A 16452-nucleotide genomic window follows, 5' to 3' on the forward strand; every position below is an offset into this window, starting at 1 on the left:
ATGCCGGATTCGCCCGCGGATCGCATCAGAGGCTGAAATTATCGCCGAGATAGAGCCGGCGCACGTCCGGATTGGTGACGATATCGTTGGCGCGGCCGTGGGTCAGCACTTCGCCGGCATGGATGATGTAGGCCCGGTCGATCAGGCCAAGGGTCTCGCGCACATTATGGTCGGTGATGAGTACGCCGATACCGCGCGACGTCAGGTGTCGCACCAGCGCCTGGATGTCGGCGACGGAAATCGGGTCGACGCCGGCAAAGGGCTCGTCGAGCAGCATGAAGGTCGGGTCGGTGGCAAGCGCTCGGGCAATTTCGAGACGTCGCCGCTCGCCGCCGGAAAGGGCGATCGCCGGCGACTTGCGCAGATGCGTGATGTTGAACTCGCCGAGCAGGTCGTTGAGCTTGCTCTCGCGGCGCTCCAGGTTCTTATCGTGCACTTCGAGAACGGCGCGGATGTTGTCCTCGACCGTCAGGCCGCGAAAGATCGAGGCTTCCTGCGGCAGGTAGCCGACGCCGAGGCGGGCGCGGCGATACATCGGCATCGTCGTCACGTCGTTGCCATTGATCTCAATCGAGCCTTCGTCGACAGGCACGAGGCCGGTGATCATGTAGAAGCATGTGGTCTTGCCGGCACCGTTCGGGCCGAGGAGACCGACTGCCTCCCCGCGGCGAACGACCAGCGACACACCATTGACCACGCGCCGCTCGCGATAGGACTTTGTCAGGCCACGCGCGATCAGTGTGCCGTCATAACGCGCCTTGTCGACCGCGTGACCGGTCGCGGCTGGTGTGGCCGCCGACGGTTTGCGGACGCGCTTGCGCTTGTGAAGGAAGGGGAGTTGCACGAGCGGGTCTACGTCAGTTCTTCTTCTGTGACTTCGGGTCGAGCTGGATCTGCACCCGACCGCCACAGGCTTCGAGCTGCGCTTCGCCCGTGTTCATCTGCACATTCAATTGGCAGCCGACGAACACGTTCTTGCCTTCCGACAGAACGACCTTCTCGCCCTTCAATACGAAGGTCTGCTTGGTCATGTTGAACTCGCCGCTGTCAGCGGTTGCCTGCTGGGTGCCGGAGCTGAGGAAGACGCGCTGGCTGACTTCGATCCGCTCGATGTCGGCGTCGCCGCTCGAGACCGAGCCTGCGCCGGACTTGTAGAAGACCGTCATGCTCCCGGCCTGAAGCGTCGTTGTGCCCTGCACGACCTTGACGTTCCCGGTAAAGATCGCCTTGCTTTCTGGGTCCTTGATTTCAAGCTTGTCGCTTTCGATCTGGATCGGCTTGTCGTTCGACAATTCGAGGCCCTTCATCTTGCTCGATGTGGCCTGGGCTGACGCGCCTGAAACGATCATCAATGCGCCGATGCCGGCAACGGCCAGGCTGGCTGAAATCCTGAAAAAAGTAGCGGGTAAAACCGACATGGATGCACCAGATCCTAATTCGTGTTCTTGCGGATGGCGGCGGGTTCGAGATTGACCCTCACCATGCCCTCGAATGTTACTATGCGTCCCTTATCCGTCATTCGCAGCCGCTGCGCAATGATCGAACCGCCCTTCATGCTGATCGCAATCGGTTGTTTTGTTTCCATTTCGCCGGCATTGATGTCCAGATAGGCCGATTGGAAATCGGCGTTGACGCCATTATTCATTGTAATCGTGAACGGGGCGTTCATGTCGAGCGTGTTGGCCCCGCGGTCGTAGATGCCGTTGGTCGCGTCCACCGTGGCGATCAGCTTTTCGTTCACCGGCATTTCGGCATGGATCGTCTGCAGCGTGATGATATCGGGATTGACGATATCCTGCAGCGCGCGCTGCGCCTTCATCGAATAGCTGATGCCCTGCTTGTTGCGCCCGGCAATCGCAGGGTTCTGCATGACGATCTTGCCATCCTCGATCGTTGCACTGTCGAGCTGCAGATCGACCGGCATGAAGGCGCGCACGAAGGAAATGGCGGCAAAGATCGCCGCGATGATGCCGGCGACGACAGGCAGGATGATCTTCAGACGCCGGACGCGCGCCGAATGCCGCGCCGCGAGCGCGTAGGCGTCCGACGAGCTCGCACCCGAATCGGCAAAGAAGCCGGGGGCTGGCGCATGATCTAACATGTGAAGACCTGTTGGTTCCGTTGCTTTCCCGCGGATCGTCGAGAACCGCATTTTACATACATTCGTGTAAGTCGTCGCAAATATGGATACTTTTTGCAGCTGCACAATGGCGCCGCAAAAAACTTCGTGAAGACAGGAAAACGGCGGGCACGGCTTTTAACCGTGACCGACCGCGTCTATTGAATATGCCACCTGCCGCGCAGATAGCATGTTCCATCGGAAACTGACAGAAGCTGCGCCAACAAATTCGGGAGAAACCCACATGGATGAACTAGCCATCGCCGATCGCCGCAGCCTGCGCAGGAAGCTGAGTTTCTGGCGCTGGATCGTCGCCGGCCTGCTCGCCGTCGTGGCATTGGTCATTCTGTTCTGGTCGGGCTGGGCGGAGACCGCAGGGCGTGCCCGCGATCATGTTGCCCGTGTGACGATTTCGGGATTGATCCAGGACGATCGCGAATTGCTGGAGCGGCTTCAACGGATCGAGGACAACGATTCGGTCAAGGCACTGGTGGTCACCATATCGTCGCCCGGCGGCACCACCTATGGCGGCGAGGTCATCTACAAGGCGATCCGCAAGGTCGCCGCCAAGAAGCCGGTGGTTTCCGATATTCGCACGCTAGCCGCCTCCGCCGGCTACATGATCGCGCTTGCCGGCGATACGATTATCGCCGGCGAAAGCTCGATCACCGGCTCGATCGGCGTCATCTTCCAGTATCCCCAGGTCAAGGAGCTGATGGACAAGCTTGGCGTCTCGCTGGAATCGATCAAGTCGCGGCCGCTGAAGGCCGAGCCGTCCCCCTTCCATCCCGCGAGCGATGAAGCCAAGGCAATGATCCAGGCGATGATCGATGACAGCTATGGCTGGTTCGTCGATATGGTGGCAGAGCGTCGCAAGCTGTCGCGCGACGAGGCGCTTCTGCTGGCCGACGGGCGGATTTTCACCGGCCGCCAGGCGCTGGGCCTGAAGCTCGTCGACAAGCTTGGCGGCGATGACGAAGTCCGCACCTTCCTGGCCGACAGGAAGGTGTCGAAGGACCTTCCTCTGGTTGATTGGGATGCGCCGCGCCGGACTCTGCCTTTCGGCCTCGGATCGGCCGTCTCGGAGTGGGTCAAGATGTTGGGATATGACGCTTTTCCGGCCATGAGGGGTCTCGAAAAAATCGGGGGTGACAAGTTGTTTCTTGACGGTCTTGTTTCGGTTTGGCAGGTTGATGCTCAATGAGGATGGCAGCATATGCCCAGCCTGATCCGTAACATGGCCGCCCGCGCCAAGTGAGCGTCGGCCATATTCTTGCGGCAATCACAATGCAGACCGAAAAAGCAAAACAAACAAGAATTTAAGGGGGCGACAGTGATCAAGTCAGAACTGGTGCAGATTGTTGCAGCTCGCAATCCGCATCTCTATCACCGCGACGTCGAAAACATCGTCAACGCGGTGCTCGATGAGATCACAGATGCGCTGGCTGCCGGAAACCGTGTCGAACTGCGCGGTTTCGGTGCTTTCTCCGTCAAGAACCGGCCGTCGCGCTCCGGTCGCAATCCGCGCACCGGCGATTCGGTTTTTGTCGAGGAAAAGTGGGTGCCGTTCTTCAAGACCGGCAAGGAGCTGCGCGAGCGGCTGAACCCGGGCATGAACGGGGACGATGAAGACTGATCATCCCGCCCGATCGTCATGAGTCCGGATTGTCGCCATCGCTGCCAAGGCCTGTCGATGATCCGGAAAACTGGAGCGGCTGAATGCTCAAGAAACTGGTCAACATCATCGTTCTCATCCCGGTCGGCGTCATTCTGATCGTGCTCAGCGTCGCCAATCGCCAGAGCGTCACGCTGGCCCTCAATCCGTTCCGGCCCGAAGACAGCGTGCTGTCCGTGAGCGCGCCGTTCTTTGTTTTCCTGTTTCTTGCCGTCGTCGTCGGGTTGATTCTGGGTGCCGCCGCGACCTGGTTTAGCCAGGGCAAGTACCGTCGGCGTGCGCGCAATGAAGCGACCGAGGCGCTGAAATGGCATCGCGAAGCCGAAAAGCACCGCAGCCAGGCAGAGAAGCTGGCCACCCAGGCGACACTCGCCGCCCCGCAGAACTGAATGGCAGGGCGGCCATGCCCTTCAGCCGGCCGCTTCCGCCGGGCCGCCGATCGCTGCGCCGAAATCCGTGAAGAACTGCTGCGCCAGCTTCTTGGCGGTCGAATCGACCAGCCGGGATCCGAGCTGCGCTAGCTTTCCGCCGATCTGCGCCTTGACGTCGTAGCGCAGCAGCGTCTCCGCACCGTCGTCGACCAGGGTCACATCCGCGCCACCCTTGGCAAAACCGGCAATGCCGCCCTTTCCCTCACCGGAGATCGTGTAGCTTTCGGGCGGGTTGAGGTTCGACAGGATGACGTCGCCGGTAAAGGAGGCCGAGACCGGCCCGATCTTGATCTTGACGACGGCCGAAAGCTCGGTCGGAGATTTCATCTCGATCGACTGACAGCCCGGGATGCAACGCTTGAGGATTTCCGGATCGTTGAGGCCGCGCCACACGGCATCGCGCGGTGCCGAGATGCGTTCTTCGCCGGTCATGTCCATGCGCTTTCCTCCCACTGACGGTGCCGTGCGTCGACAAGGACGCGCGAGGTTGATGTAATCTTTTGAATTCGCTTTACAATCCTGTCCGTAAGTTGATGCCGGACGGTGGAATTATGCAAGTGTCGCTTCCGCACCGATCTTGGCAAATCGGAAACGGCTTTGCCAAGAGCATGAGCGGTGCTATTTGCACCAACAGAAAAAGCTTCGCCTCGAAATCCGGGGTGCGGCGGCATACCTCATGGTGCAGGCCCGTTTACATCCGATATCCGGGAGGGTAGCGCCTCGTGACAAAACAAAGCCCAGGGATCTCAGCGTGAAGGAAAAGGACCGGCGGTCGAAGAATGCCTCCGTGACGACGGCGAAGGGCCGTGGTGCCGAGGCGCGTGGCGGTGGCCGCCATGAAAAGAAGCGTCCACCGTTTGCCAAGTCGGGCGATTTCAAAGAACGGGCCACCATCCAGGCAACGGCGAAAGTTGCAGAGCCGCGCGAGCGGCCTCCGCGGGCACAGCCCGAAAACGAGGCACCGGCGCGCGTCATCCCACGGCGCACCGGCGACAAGCCGGGCGAACAGGTGCCGCTCATTCTCGAAACGTCGGGTGTTTCCGGCTATCATCTGATCGACAGCGGCGCCGGCGAAAAGCTTGAGCAGTACGGACCCTATCGCATCGTGCGCCCCGAGGCGCAGGCGCTTTGGCCGCGTACCCTGCCCGCCAGTGTATGGGAGAATGCCGACGCAATCTTCACCGGCGACACCGACGAGGACGGCATGGGCCGCTGGCGTTTTCCCGGCGCCGTTCTTGGCGAGACCTGGCCGATGCAGCTTCTCGGCACCGAATTCCATGGCCGCTTCACGTCCTTCCGCCATGTCGGCGTGTTTCCCGAGCAGCTCGCCCACTGGAGCTGGGTGAAGGACCAGGTAGAGGCGGCCCGCCGCCCCCTGAAGGTCCTCAACCTGTTCGGTTATACCGGGGTCGCCTCGCTGATCGCCGCCAAGGCCGGTGCCGAGGTCACCCATGTCGACGCCTCGAAGAAGGCGATTGGCTGGGCCCGGGAAAACCAGGCGCTGGCGCGCGCCGAAAAGCTGCCGATCCGCTGGATCTGCGACGACGCGATGAAGTTCATTCAGCGCGAGGAACGTCGCGGCAGCCGCTATGACATCATCCTGACCGACCCGCCAAAGTTCGGCCGCGGTCCGAACGGCGAGGTCTGGCAGCTTTTCGACCACCTGGCTGCGATGCTCGACATCTGCCGCGAAATCCTGTCGCCCGAAGCGCGCGGCCTAGTGCTGACCGCCTATTCGATCCGCGCCAGCTTCTACTCGATCCATGAACTGATGCGCGAGACGATGCGCGGCCGCGGCGGCCGGGTGGAATCGGGCGAACTCATCATCCGCGAAGGCGGCCTTGACGGCCACGAGCCGGGACGGGCGCTTTCGACTTCTCTCTTCAGCCGCTGGGTGCCGTAATGAGCAATGACAGAAGCGAACACGGCGCAGGCCGCGTCGGACAGGTGAAGGAAGTCACCAGCCTCACCAATCCTATTATCAAGGACATCAAGTTGCTGGCGCAGAAGAAGCACCGCGACGAGACACGGTCCTTCATGGCCGAAGGCTTGAAACTGGTGATCGATGCGCTCGATCTCGGCTGGAAGATCAAGACGCTGATCTACGCCAAGGCGGCCAAGGGCAAGCCGCATGTGGAACAGGTCGCAGCAAAGACCTTTGCCCGGGGCGGTCTGGTGCTCGAGGTCAGCGAAAAGGTGCTCTCGACGATCACCCGGCGCGACAATCCGCAGATGGTCGTCGGCATCTTCGAGCAGCGCTACCGGGCGCTGAAGGAGATCCGCCCGCAGCTCGGCGAAACCTATGTGGCGCTCGACCGTGTTCGCGATCCGGGTAATCTCGGCACGATTATCCGCACGGCCGATGCCGCCGGTGCCTCCGGCATCATTCTCGTCGGGGAAACGACCGATCCGTTCTCGCTCGAGACGGTGCGGGCGACGATGGGCTCGGTCTTCGCCATGCCGGTCGTGCGCGCCAGCGCCGATGACTTCGTCAAATGGCAGAAGCAGGCCGGTGTAAAGGTCGTCGCCACGCATCTGGCCGGTTCGGTCGACTACCGGACGATCGACTACAAGTCGAAACCGGTCGTGTTGCTGATGGGCAACGAACAGGCTGGCCTTCCGGAAGAGCTTGCCCGTGAGGCCGGAGCGCTGGCCCGCATTCCGCAGGCGGGGCGTGCCGATTCCCTCAACCTGGCGATCGCCACCGGCATCATGCTGTTTGAGGCGCGACGTCATCTGCTGGCGCTGGATGCCGGCGCATGAGCGAAAAGCAGGTATTGTTTTCGCGGCCGCTCCCGATCGCGGTCTTCATCGCCCTCGCGCTCGCCGCCGACCAGCTGATCAAATATCTGGTCGAATCCTATCTGCCGTTCAATGAGGCGGTTCCGGTCGTGCCGATGCTGGCGCTCTACCGCACCTACAATTACGGCGTCGCCTTCTCGATGCTGTCGGGCATGGAAGGCTGGTTCATCGTCGGCATGCGCCTTGTCGTCGTTGCCTTCGTTCTGTGGCTGTGGCGGCGCACGCCGAAGGACAGGTTCTTCGCGCATTTCGGCTACGCCTTGATCATTGCCGGTGCGCTCGGCAACCTCGTCGACCGGCTGATCTTCGGCTACGTCATCGACTACATCCTCTTCCATACGCAGACGTGGTCTTTCGCGGTCTTCAACCTGGCCGACAGTTTCATCACCGTTGGCGCCGGCGCGATCATTCTCGACGAGCTGCTGCAGGCGAAAAAGGCAAACCGCTAAGATTTTATCGATGCGCTGAAGCCATTCGGAACGCTTGCCGTGTTAGCTGAATGGCATGAGCGAGCCGTCACGATTGCTAGAGCAGATCGAATCCGGTTTCGGTGCACAAGCCCGAACCAGCGGTGCGATGTCCGCTGCCGGCAGGGCGGACGGCATCGGATCGGTGTCGAAGCCCGTGGCATCGGCCTACTCCCTGCGTCGTCTTTCGCTGGCATCTTTGGGGGTCATCGCCTCTGGCCTCGTGCTTGCGCTCGGTATCGCCGCCGGTCTTTATCTGTTTTCCGCGGCGGTTGCGGCGGCCGGCCTTGCGGGCGTGTTGCTCCTGATCGCCGATGGCATCAGGGCCGCCGACAGCGATAGACAGTGCGTGGAGGCAAGGCACGATGGCGACTGGGATCGCCAGGAAACTTCGGCGCTGCTTTCGACCATCCACGATGCGCTCGGAGATCTGGCGATCATGCGCGGCATGGATGGCAAGATCGTCCATGCCAATGCCGCCTTTCATCGCGCCTGCGGCATCGATGATGCCAGGGGGCTGACTTGTGCCGCCATCGGCCTGAACTTCGAACCGAAGATCGAACCCAATCACTACCTCGTGCTGATTGCCGCATCCGAAGGGCTGCGCCTCTACGATTGGCACGATGTCATCGCCCGGGATCCGGCGAACGGTCGGCTGATGCGCCACAGCATCGCGCGCGATGTGACGGAGGAAGCCCGTGCTGCACGTGAACGTGAAGACGCGCGCCGCCGCGCCGAGGACGCGAGCCAGGCGAAATCGCGGCTGCTTGCAACCGTCAGCCATGAAATCCGCACGCCGCTGTCCGGCATCCTCGGCATGAGCCATCTGCTCGGCCAGACCCGGCTGTCGAGCGAGCAGAAGAACTATCTTGCCGGCATGCAGCAGTCCGGCCATGCCCTGGTACAGCTCGTCGAGGACCTGATCGATTTCTCGTCGCTGTCTTCAGGGCGTTTCCAGTTCCGGCCCTCGCGACAGGATCCGCGCGGCGTGATCGAGAGCGTCGTCGAGATGCTTTCCAACCGCGCGCATGAAAAGGGCATCGAGATCGGGGCTACCGTGACGGCCGACGTGCCGGCGCTGATGGAGTTCGATGCAGCCCGCCTGCGCCAGGTGCTGTTCAATGTCATCGGCAATGCTGTGAAGTTCACGGAGGTCGGCGGTGTTTTTGTCAGTGCCGACATCGTCGAGGATTGCGTGCAAATCCTCATCGACGACACCGGTCCCGGCATGTCGGGCGACGAACTGAAACGCATCTTTGAAGAGTTCGAACAGGCCGGCAATCACGAGCAGCGCGCCAAGGGTACGGGGCTCGGACTGGCGATCTCGCGCCGGATCATGCAGGCCTGCGGCGGCAGCCTGACAGCGTCGAGCGCGTCCGGCCGCGGCAGCCGCTTCGAGATCCGCCTGCCACTCGCCGAAGTCGAGCGGGTAGCGCCGGAGCGGCGCCAGAGGCTCGCCCAATCGCATGTCCTGGTGATGGCGCCGGATGGGCCAGCATCCGCGGCACTCTCTGCCACCATCGCCACGCTCGGCGGGCGTTGCCATCGGGCAACGACGCTGGCCGCCGCCCAGAACGTCATCTCGGATGTTCTTTCCGGCGGCGCGCCATTGACCGATATCATCGTCGATCACCGCCACGCCGGTCAGTTCAAGCAGATTCTCGCCTTGCAGCCGGCCGTCGCGCGCCTCGACGTGCGCCGGACCTACCTGATCAACCCGGAGGAGCGCAACAATCACCCTGTCGATCAGATGGACGGTTACGAGGCTTGGCTGATCCGCCCGTTGCGCGAGAAGTCGCTGGTCGAAGTCCTGCTCGGACGGTTGAAGGGTATCGAGAAGCGCGATGCCATCAACGACAACCGGCCGATCCTTCGCGAGGAACCGACAATTGCGCCCGCCAGGCAGAGCCCGCGCTGCATCCTTTTGGCGGAGGACGATCCGGTCAATGCGCTGATCGTGCGCACGGTGCTGGAGCGCGCCGGACAGACGGTCCGGCTGGTGACGGATTTTGGCGCCGTCGATCAGATCCTCTCCGGGACCGGCGATCAGGTCCAGGCGATGCCGGAACTGGTCGTCACCGATCTCAACATGCCGGGCGGCGACGGATTTTCGATGCTGAAACGCCTGCGGGAGAACGAAGCGATGCGGCCGGGCCGGCGCCTTCCGGTGATCGTGCTGACGTCCGATGCACGGCTGGAGATCAGGGACAGACTTGTCGCGGCCGGCGCCGACGTCGTACTGCCCAAGCCGGCGGATCCGCAGTGGTTGATGGCTGAAATAAGCCGCCTTCTCGAGATACGGTAAGCGCTCAAGTCGTAACGGTATCAACGCCCGAGCGGGGGGTTGTGCTCCGTTTTCATGTCACTATGTTGTTGCAGAAACGTGGTCTAAGCCCGGCAGATACGAATGATTCGGGATGACGCGGATGACGATCGACCTTCTGGATTCGACGAGCGTGGTAGACACTTCTCAAGCTTGCGTCGGCAAGACAATGACCGCCCCGGCGACCGACGTTCTCGGCCGAATAGCTAATCTTGAGACCCGGCTTGCACGCAGCGCATCGGAGATCGATGCGGCGCAGGCGGTGCGCTACAAGGTTTTTGTCGAGGAAATGAAGGCGCAGGTCGGGCCGGACGCCGACCGTCGCAAGCGCGACGTCGACAGCTGGGACGCGATCTGTGATCATCTGCTTGTGCTCGACACGGCGATCGAGGGTGATCCGGAAGACCAGATCGTCGGCACCTACCGCCTGCTGCGCCAGGACGTGGCCGAGCGCGCCGGCGGCTTCTACTCCGCTTCGGAATTCGATGTCGGAGCACTTCTCTCCCGCCACTCCAGCAAGCGCTTCATGGAGCTCGGACGCTCCTGCGTGCTGCCGGATTACCGCACGAAGCGCACCGTGGAACTGCTCTGGCAGGGTAACTGGGCCTATGCTCTGAGATACGGTGTCGATGCCATGTTCGGCTGCGGATCGTTTCCAGGCGTCGTCCCCGCCGAACATGCGCTGGCGCTTTCCTTCCTTCACCACAATATCCTTGCTCGCGACGAATGGGCCGTCGGCGCCCGCCCCGAACTGCACCGGACCATGGACATGATGCCGGTAGAGGCCATCAATCCGAAGAAGGCTCTGGCCGCCTTGCCGCCGCTGATCAAGGGCTACATGCGCCTTGGGGCCATGGTCGGCGACGGCGCGGTGGTCGACCATGCGTTCCGCACCACCGACGTGCTGATCGTTCTGCCGATCAGCAACATCTCCGGCCGCTATCTCAATTACTACGGTGCGGATGCCGGGCGGTTTGCCACGTCTGTATCCTGACAGGCGCTTGACGCAATTAACCAGATATTAAGGATGGGTTTGACTTTCGATGTCGAAAGATGGACTAGTCTTGTCAAGAAGTAATTTGGTTTCATGACGAAATTATAGAATAAATAACGGAGAGAACCGCCAGCTTCATATGAGATTGGCGTATATTGCGCTCTGTCTCCATATTATTTTCATCGCACTGGAAGTAAGTCTTCCATCATGTATTGAGCTCGACCCCTTTCCCAAGGGTGTCGAGCTCTTCTTTTGTATGCAGATCCATGCTGTTTCTGCATCGGCTCGACACACCCTGTTCATCGCTGGAGCAGGGTGTGTCCCGAAATCGGACATCAATTACCGAGTCTACATTCCGGCGTTGTAGGCAGCGATTGCCGCCATGTTGACGATGTCGGAATCCTTCGCCGACATCGAAACGATCTGCACCGATTTGTCGAAACCGACGAGCAGGGGACCGATGACGGTCGAGCCGCCGAGTTCCTGCAGCATCTTCGTCGAGATCGAGGCGGAGTGGAACGCCGGCATGACGAGCACGTTGGCAGGGCCTGAAAGGCGGCAGAAGGGATACTGCTCCATCACCCGCGAATTGAGCGCCACGTCGGCGGCCATCTCGCCGTCATATTCGAAGTCGACACGGCGCTTGTCGAGAATGTTGACCGCCTCGCGCACCCGCTCCGAGCGTTCGCCCGAGGGATGGCCGAAGGTCGAATAGGCCAGCATCGCCACCCGCGGCACGTAGCCGAGGCGCTTGGCGAGGCCGGCTGCTTCCTCGGCGATATCGGCGAGTTCTTCCGACGACGGCATGTCGTGTACGGCCGTGTCGGCGACCAGAACGGTGCGGCCGCGGCAGAGGGCGATCGACACGCCGATGACCCGGTGGCCCGGCTTCGGGTCGATGCAGCGGCGCACATCGTCAAGCGCCGTCGAATAGTTGCGGGTTATGCCCGTGACCATGCCGTCGGCATCCCCGAGCGCGACCATGCACGCGGCGAAGTGGTTGCGGTCGTTGTTGATCAGGCGCTGGGCATCGCGGAACAGGGAGCCCTTGCGCTGCAGGCGCGCGTAGAGGTAGTCGGTATAGGCTCCGACCCGCTTGGAAACCCGGGCATTGACGATTTGGATGCCGGGGCGGTCGAGATCGATGCCCTCGCGCTCCGCGGTCTCGCGCATGCGGTCCTCGCGGCCGAGCAGGATCGCGGTGCCGAGCTGCTGGTTGGCATAGGCGATCGCCGAGCGCATGACCTGCACTTCTTCACCTTCGGCAAAGACGATGCGCTTCGGCTGGCGCCGGACGCGCTCGTAGATCCGTTGCAGCGTCGAGGCAATCGGGTCGCGGCGGGCGGAAAGCTGGCGGCCATAGGCTTCGAGATCGACGATCGGCTTGCGTGCGACGCCGGTTTCCATCGCCGCCTTGGCAACGGCCATCGGGATCGCCGAGATCAGCCTCGGGTCGAAGGGAACCGGGATGATGTACTGCGCGCCGAAGCGCGGGCGGTTGCCCTGGTAGGCGGCCGCGACATCGTCCGGCACGTCTTCCTTGGCGAGGCTTGCGAGCGCTTCCGCCGCGGCGATCTTCATCGCGTCGTTGATCGTCGAGGCGCGCACGTCGAGCGCGCCGCGGAAGATATAGGGGAAGCCGAGTACGTTGTTGACCTGGTTTGGGTAGTCCGAACGGCCGGTCGCGACGATCGCGTCGTCGCGGATGCGGGCGACCTCTTCCGGGGTGATTTCCGGATCCGGGTTGGCCATGGCGAAGATGATCGGCCGCGGCGCCATCGAGCGGACCATGTCCTCCGACAGCGCGCCCTTGGCCGAAAGGCCGAAGACCACGTCAGCACCCTCGAGCGCTTCGGCAAGCGTGCGGCGGTCGGTCTTGACCGCATGCGCCGACTTCCACTGGTTCATGCCTTCGGTGCGGCCCTGGAAGATCACGCCCTTGGTGTCGCAGAGGGTGACGTTTTCCGGGTTGAAGCCCATCGCCTTGATGAGCTCGATGCAGGCGATGGCCGCGGCGCCGGCGCCGTTGCAGACGAGCTTGGTGGTCTTGAAGTCGCGTCCGGTCAACGTCAGCGCGTTGATGAGGCCGGCGGCTGCGATGATCGCTGTGCCGTGCTGGTCGTCATGGAACACTGGAATGTCCATGACCTCGCGCAGCTTCTGCTCGATGATGAAACAGTCCGGCGCCTTAATGTCCTCGAGGTTGATGCCGCCGAAGGAGGGGCCGAGGAAGCGCACGCAGTTGATGAACTCGTCGACGTTCTCGGTGTCGACCTCAAGGTCGATCGAATCGACGTCGGCGAAGCGCTTAAACAGCACCGCCTTGCCTTCCATGACCGGCTTGGAGGCGAGCGCTCCGAGATTGCCGAGGCCGAGGATGGCCGTGCCGTTGGAGATGACCGCGACCATGTTGCCGCGTGTCGTGTAATCGTAGGCGGTGGCGGGATCCTCGGCGATCGCCAGGACCGGCACTGCAACGCCCGGTGAATAAGCGAGAGACAGGTCGCGTTGCGTGGCCATGGCCTTGGTGGGGGAAATCTCCAGCTTTCCGGGACGACCCTGCGAGTGAAAATCGAGCGCTTCCTGCGCGGTGACGCTCGTCATAGTGCGATCGGTCTTGTCGGTGGCCGGCATGTTTCCTCTATCCTCCTGTGGGCGACCCTGTCGGGGCGTCTCTTTATGGTTGTCGTCTATAATTGCTTGCGGATAGTGTGCCATCTCTTTTTTCGGGACAATCATGAATTTCGTGACAGACCAATCGAGCCGCTCCGGCGAGGTGTTTTCTGCAGCCGAACTGGCGACCGAGGAGAGCCGCTCCACGGCGACGCCGATGATGGAGCAGTTCATCGAGATCAAGGCGAACAACCCGGATTCGCTGCTTTTCTACCGCATGGGCGACTTCTACGAGCTGTTCTTCCAGGACGCAGTCGAAGCCTCGCGGGCGCTCGGCATCACGCTGACGAAACGCGGCCAGCATATGGGACAGGAAATCCCGATGTGCGGCGTGCCGGTGCATGCGGCCGACGATTATCTGCAGAAACTGATCGGTCTCGGCTTTCGCGTCGCGGTCTGCGAGCAGGTCGAGGATCCTGCCGAAGCCAAGAAGCGCGGCAGCAAATCAGTCGTGCGCCGCGACGTCGTCCGGCTGGTGACACCGGGGACGATCACCGAGGAGAAGCTGCTTTCGCCCTCGGAGACCAACTATCTGATGGCGCTCGCCCGCATCAAGAGCGGTTCGGAGCCGGCCTATGCGCTGGCCTGGATCGATATCTCGACCGGCATCTTCAGGCTCGCCGAAACCGGTGAGAGCCGGTTGCTCGCCGACATCCTGCGCATCGAGCCGCGCGAACTGATCCTCGCCGACACCGTCTTCCACGACCCGGAACTGCGTCCCGTGTTCGACGTGCTCGGCCGGGTGGCCGTGCCGCAGCCGGGCGTGCTGTTCGACAGCGCCACGGCCGAGGGCCGCATCGCCCGCTACTTCGGCGTCAAGACGCTCGATGGTTTCGGCAGCTTTTCGCGCGCCGAACTGGCGGCGGCATCCGCTGCCATCTCCTATGTCGAAAAGACCCAGCTTGCCGAACGTCCGGCTCTCGGCACACCCGAGCGTGAGAGCGCTGCCTCGACATTGTTCATCGATCCGGCGACGCGGGCCAACCTCGAGCTCGTCAAAACCCTGTCGGGCGCCCGCGAAGGCACGCTTTTGAAAGCGCTCGACCGAACCGTGACGAGCGGCGGAGCGCGGCTCCTGGCCGAACGGCTGATGTCACCGCTGACCGATCCCGATCGCATCAACCAGCGGCTGGATTCGATCGAGATTCTGGCCAGCCAGCCCTCCTTTGCCGGCGATCTGCGCGATTCTCTTCGTCGCGCCCCCGACATGCCGCGTGCGTTGTCGCGGCTGGCGCTTGGCCGCGGCGGCCCGCGCGACCTCGGCGCCATCCAGGCGGGCCTCAAGGCAGCGGCAACGATCTCCCGGCTGATGGCTTCCGGCAATCTGTCTGAGGAGCTTGTCGAGGCACGGGCGGCGATCGATGCCCTGCCATCGGCCGTCCTCGACCACCTCGATACGATGCTTGCCGACGAATTGCCGCTTCTGAAGCGCGACGGCGGCTTCCTGCGGGAAGGGGCAAGTGCCGATCTCGACGAGGTGCGGGGGCTGCGCGACCAGTCACGCCGGGTTATCGCCGGGCTGCAGCTGCAATATTCCGAAAAGACCGGCATCAAGTCGCTGAAGATCAAGCACAACAACGTGCTCGGCTATTTCATCGAGGTGACGGCGGGCAATGCCGGCTCGATGACCGACACCGACGAGGGCCGCGCCCGCTTCATCCATCGCCAGACCATGGCGAACGCGATGCGCTTCACCACGACAGCGCTTGCCGAGCTTGAGAGCAAGATCGCCAATGCGGCCGACCGGGCGCTGTCGATCGAGCTTGCCGCGTTCGAGGCGATGACATCAGACGTCGTGGCGGCGGCCGAAATCATCAAGGCTGCGGCGCTGGCGCTTGCGACCGTCGACGTTTCGGCTGGCCTCGCGACGCTTGCCGAAGAGCAGAACTATGCTCGCCCCATCGTCGACCACACGCGCATGTTCGCCATCGAAGGCGGCCGCCATCCCGTCGTCGAGCAAGCCTTGAAGCGTCAGGCGTCCAACGCCTTCGTTGCCAATGGCTGCGATCTGTCGCCGCCAACAGGCGAAGAGGGCGGGGCGATCTGGCTTCTGACCGGTCCGAACATGGGCGGTAAGTCGACCTTCCTCAGGCAGAACGCGCTGATTGCGATCATGGCGCAGATGGGCACCTTCGTTCCCGCCGCAAGCGCCCATATCGGCATTGTCGACCGCCTGTTCTCGCGCGTCGGCGCCTCCGACGATCTTGCCCGCGGACGCTCGACCTTCATGGTCGAGATGGTCGAGACGGCGGCAATCCTCAATCAGGCGACCGATCGCTCGCTGGTGATCCTCGACGAGATCGGCCGAGGCACTGCGACCTTCGACGGTCTGTCGATTGCCTGGGCAGCCGTCGAGCATCTGCATGAGGCGAACCGCTGCCGCGGATTGTTCGCGACCCACTTCCACGAGCTGACCGTGCTTTCGGAAAAGCTCGGCCGGCTTTCGAATGCGACCATGCGCGTCAAAGAGTGGCACGGCGACGTGATCTTCCTGCACGAGGTCGGGCCGGGTGCCGCCGACCGTTCCTACGGTATTCAGGTCGCCCGTCTTGCCGGTCTGCCGGCTTCGGTCGTGGCTCGGGCCAAGGACGTGCTTGCCAAGCTCGAAGACGCCGATCGCAAGAACCCCGCAAGCCAGCTGATCGACGATCTGCCGTTGTTCCAGGTGGCGATCCGGCGCGAGGAAGCCAAGCCCGCTGGAAACTCCAGGGTTGACGAGGCGCTGAAGGCACTCAACCCCGACGATATGACGCCGCGCGAGGCGCTGGACGCACTCTACGCCCTGAAAAAGGAACTGAGCGCCCGGTGACGGGCATACCGTTTTTCCTGTGCATGCGTCGGTGAAAAAGGCTATACAGCGCCGCGCGCCTTTCGAGGGCGTGGCGATGAGCCTGTATTAATTTTGAAATGCTGCAACGTCCCGGTTCGGCCTTGATCGGATGGGAGCATGCAGGAATGCTCTTCATGC

General features: G+C 62.4%; 14 protein-coding genes. 9 read left to right on the forward strand and 5 right to left on the reverse strand.

Translation table 11 applies throughout. The features are described from left to right. Positions 1-25 precede the first annotated feature (25 nt). Genes lptB through lptC form a run of 3 tightly spaced genes read right to left on the reverse strand, consistent with a single transcriptional unit; the run spans position 26 to position 2101 of the window. The gene (gene lptB / locus J3R84_RS00115; RefSeq protein ID WP_025425684.1) at positions 26-844 is read right to left on the reverse strand and encodes an LPS export ABC transporter ATP-binding protein; all 819 of its coding nucleotides are present in this window, start codon (positions 842-844) and stop codon (positions 26-28) included. 13 nt (positions 845-857) lie between these two features. Continuing rightward, a complete protein-coding gene (locus J3R84_RS00120) occupies positions 858-1418 on the reverse strand; it encodes an LptA/OstA family protein (protein ID WP_025425685.1) in 561 nt (186 codons plus the stop codon). Positions 1419-1432: 14 nt separating this feature from the next. Further along, positions 1433-2101, reverse strand: coding sequence for an LPS export ABC transporter periplasmic protein LptC (lptC, locus tag J3R84_RS00125; protein ID WP_025425686.1), 669 nt, complete (start codon positions 2099-2101; stop codon positions 1433-1435). 262 nt (positions 2102-2363) lie between these two features. Here lptC and sppA point away from each other — a divergent pair, with 262 nt between their 5' ends. The 3 genes from sppA (at position 2364) to J3R84_RS00140 (ending at position 4183) form a co-directional block, all read left to right on the forward strand. Next, complete coding sequence (sppA, locus tag J3R84_RS00130; RefSeq protein ID WP_025425687.1) at positions 2364-3323, forward strand: signal peptide peptidase SppA; 960 nt, start codon at positions 2364-2366, stop codon at positions 3321-3323. Between the two features lie 129 nt (positions 3324-3452). Next, a complete protein-coding gene (locus tag J3R84_RS00135; protein WP_025425688.1) occupies positions 3453-3755 on the forward strand; it encodes an integration host factor subunit beta in 303 nt (100 codons plus the stop codon). 83 nt (positions 3756-3838) lie between these two features. After that, positions 3839-4183, forward strand: a complete 345-nt coding sequence (locus J3R84_RS00140; RefSeq protein WP_025425689.1) for a hypothetical protein — start codon at positions 3839-3841, stop codon at positions 4181-4183. A gap of 21 nt (positions 4184-4204) precedes the next feature. Here the strand turns inward: J3R84_RS00140 and J3R84_RS00145 are convergent, their stop codons facing one another. Continuing rightward, the gene (locus J3R84_RS00145) at positions 4205-4663 is read right to left on the reverse strand and encodes an SRPBCC family protein (RefSeq protein WP_025425690.1); all 459 of its coding nucleotides are present in this window, start codon (positions 4661-4663) and stop codon (positions 4205-4207) included. A 313-nt stretch (positions 4664-4976) separates the two neighbouring features. Here J3R84_RS00145 and J3R84_RS00150 point away from each other — a divergent pair, with 313 nt between their 5' ends. From J3R84_RS00150 to olsB, 5 genes are all read left to right on the forward strand, one after another. Continuing rightward, the gene (locus J3R84_RS00150) at positions 4977-6128 is read left to right on the forward strand and encodes a class I SAM-dependent rRNA methyltransferase (RefSeq protein ID WP_025425691.1); all 1152 of its coding nucleotides are present in this window, start codon (positions 4977-4979) and stop codon (positions 6126-6128) included. After that, positions 6128-6988: a TrmH family RNA methyltransferase gene (locus tag J3R84_RS00155; RefSeq protein WP_025425692.1), complete on the forward strand. Its 861-nt coding sequence runs from the start codon at positions 6128-6130 to the stop codon at positions 6986-6988. Before J3R84_RS00150 ends, J3R84_RS00155 begins: the two co-directional genes overlap by 1 nt. Further along, positions 6985-7476 carry a signal peptidase II gene (gene lspA / locus J3R84_RS00160; protein ID WP_025425693.1) on the forward strand — a complete coding sequence of 164 codons (492 nt, stop codon included), beginning with the start codon at positions 6985-6987 and terminating at the stop codon, positions 7474-7476. The genes J3R84_RS00155 and lspA overlap by 4 nt, the downstream gene beginning before the upstream one ends. A gap of 55 nt (positions 7477-7531) precedes the next feature. Then, positions 7532-9799, forward strand: a complete 2268-nt coding sequence (locus J3R84_RS00165) for a hybrid sensor histidine kinase/response regulator (RefSeq protein WP_025425694.1) — start codon at positions 7532-7534, stop codon at positions 9797-9799. 121 nt (positions 9800-9920) lie between these two features. Next, on the forward strand, positions 9921-10811 hold the full coding sequence (gene olsB, locus J3R84_RS00170) for a l-ornithine N(alpha)-acyltransferase (protein ID WP_025425695.1): 891 nt from the start codon (positions 9921-9923) through the stop codon (positions 10809-10811). Positions 10812-11159: 348 nt separating this feature from the next. Here olsB and J3R84_RS00175 read toward each other — a convergent pair whose 3' ends face one another. Beyond that, positions 11160-13445 carry an NADP-dependent malic enzyme gene (locus J3R84_RS00175; RefSeq protein WP_025425697.1) on the reverse strand — a complete coding sequence of 762 codons (2286 nt, stop codon included), beginning with the start codon at positions 13443-13445 and terminating at the stop codon, positions 11160-11162. Between the two features lie 103 nt (positions 13446-13548). On the opposite strand from J3R84_RS00175, the gene mutS reads away from it, so the two are divergent. Next, positions 13549-16293, forward strand: coding sequence for a DNA mismatch repair protein MutS (mutS, locus tag J3R84_RS00180; RefSeq protein ID WP_203527336.1), 2745 nt, complete (start codon positions 13549-13551; stop codon positions 16291-16293). Positions 16294-16452 lie beyond the last annotated feature (159 nt).

The organism is Ensifer canadensis, assembly GCF_017488845.2.
GTDB classification, from domain to species: Bacteria; Pseudomonadota; Alphaproteobacteria; order Rhizobiales; family Rhizobiaceae; genus Ensifer; species Ensifer canadensis.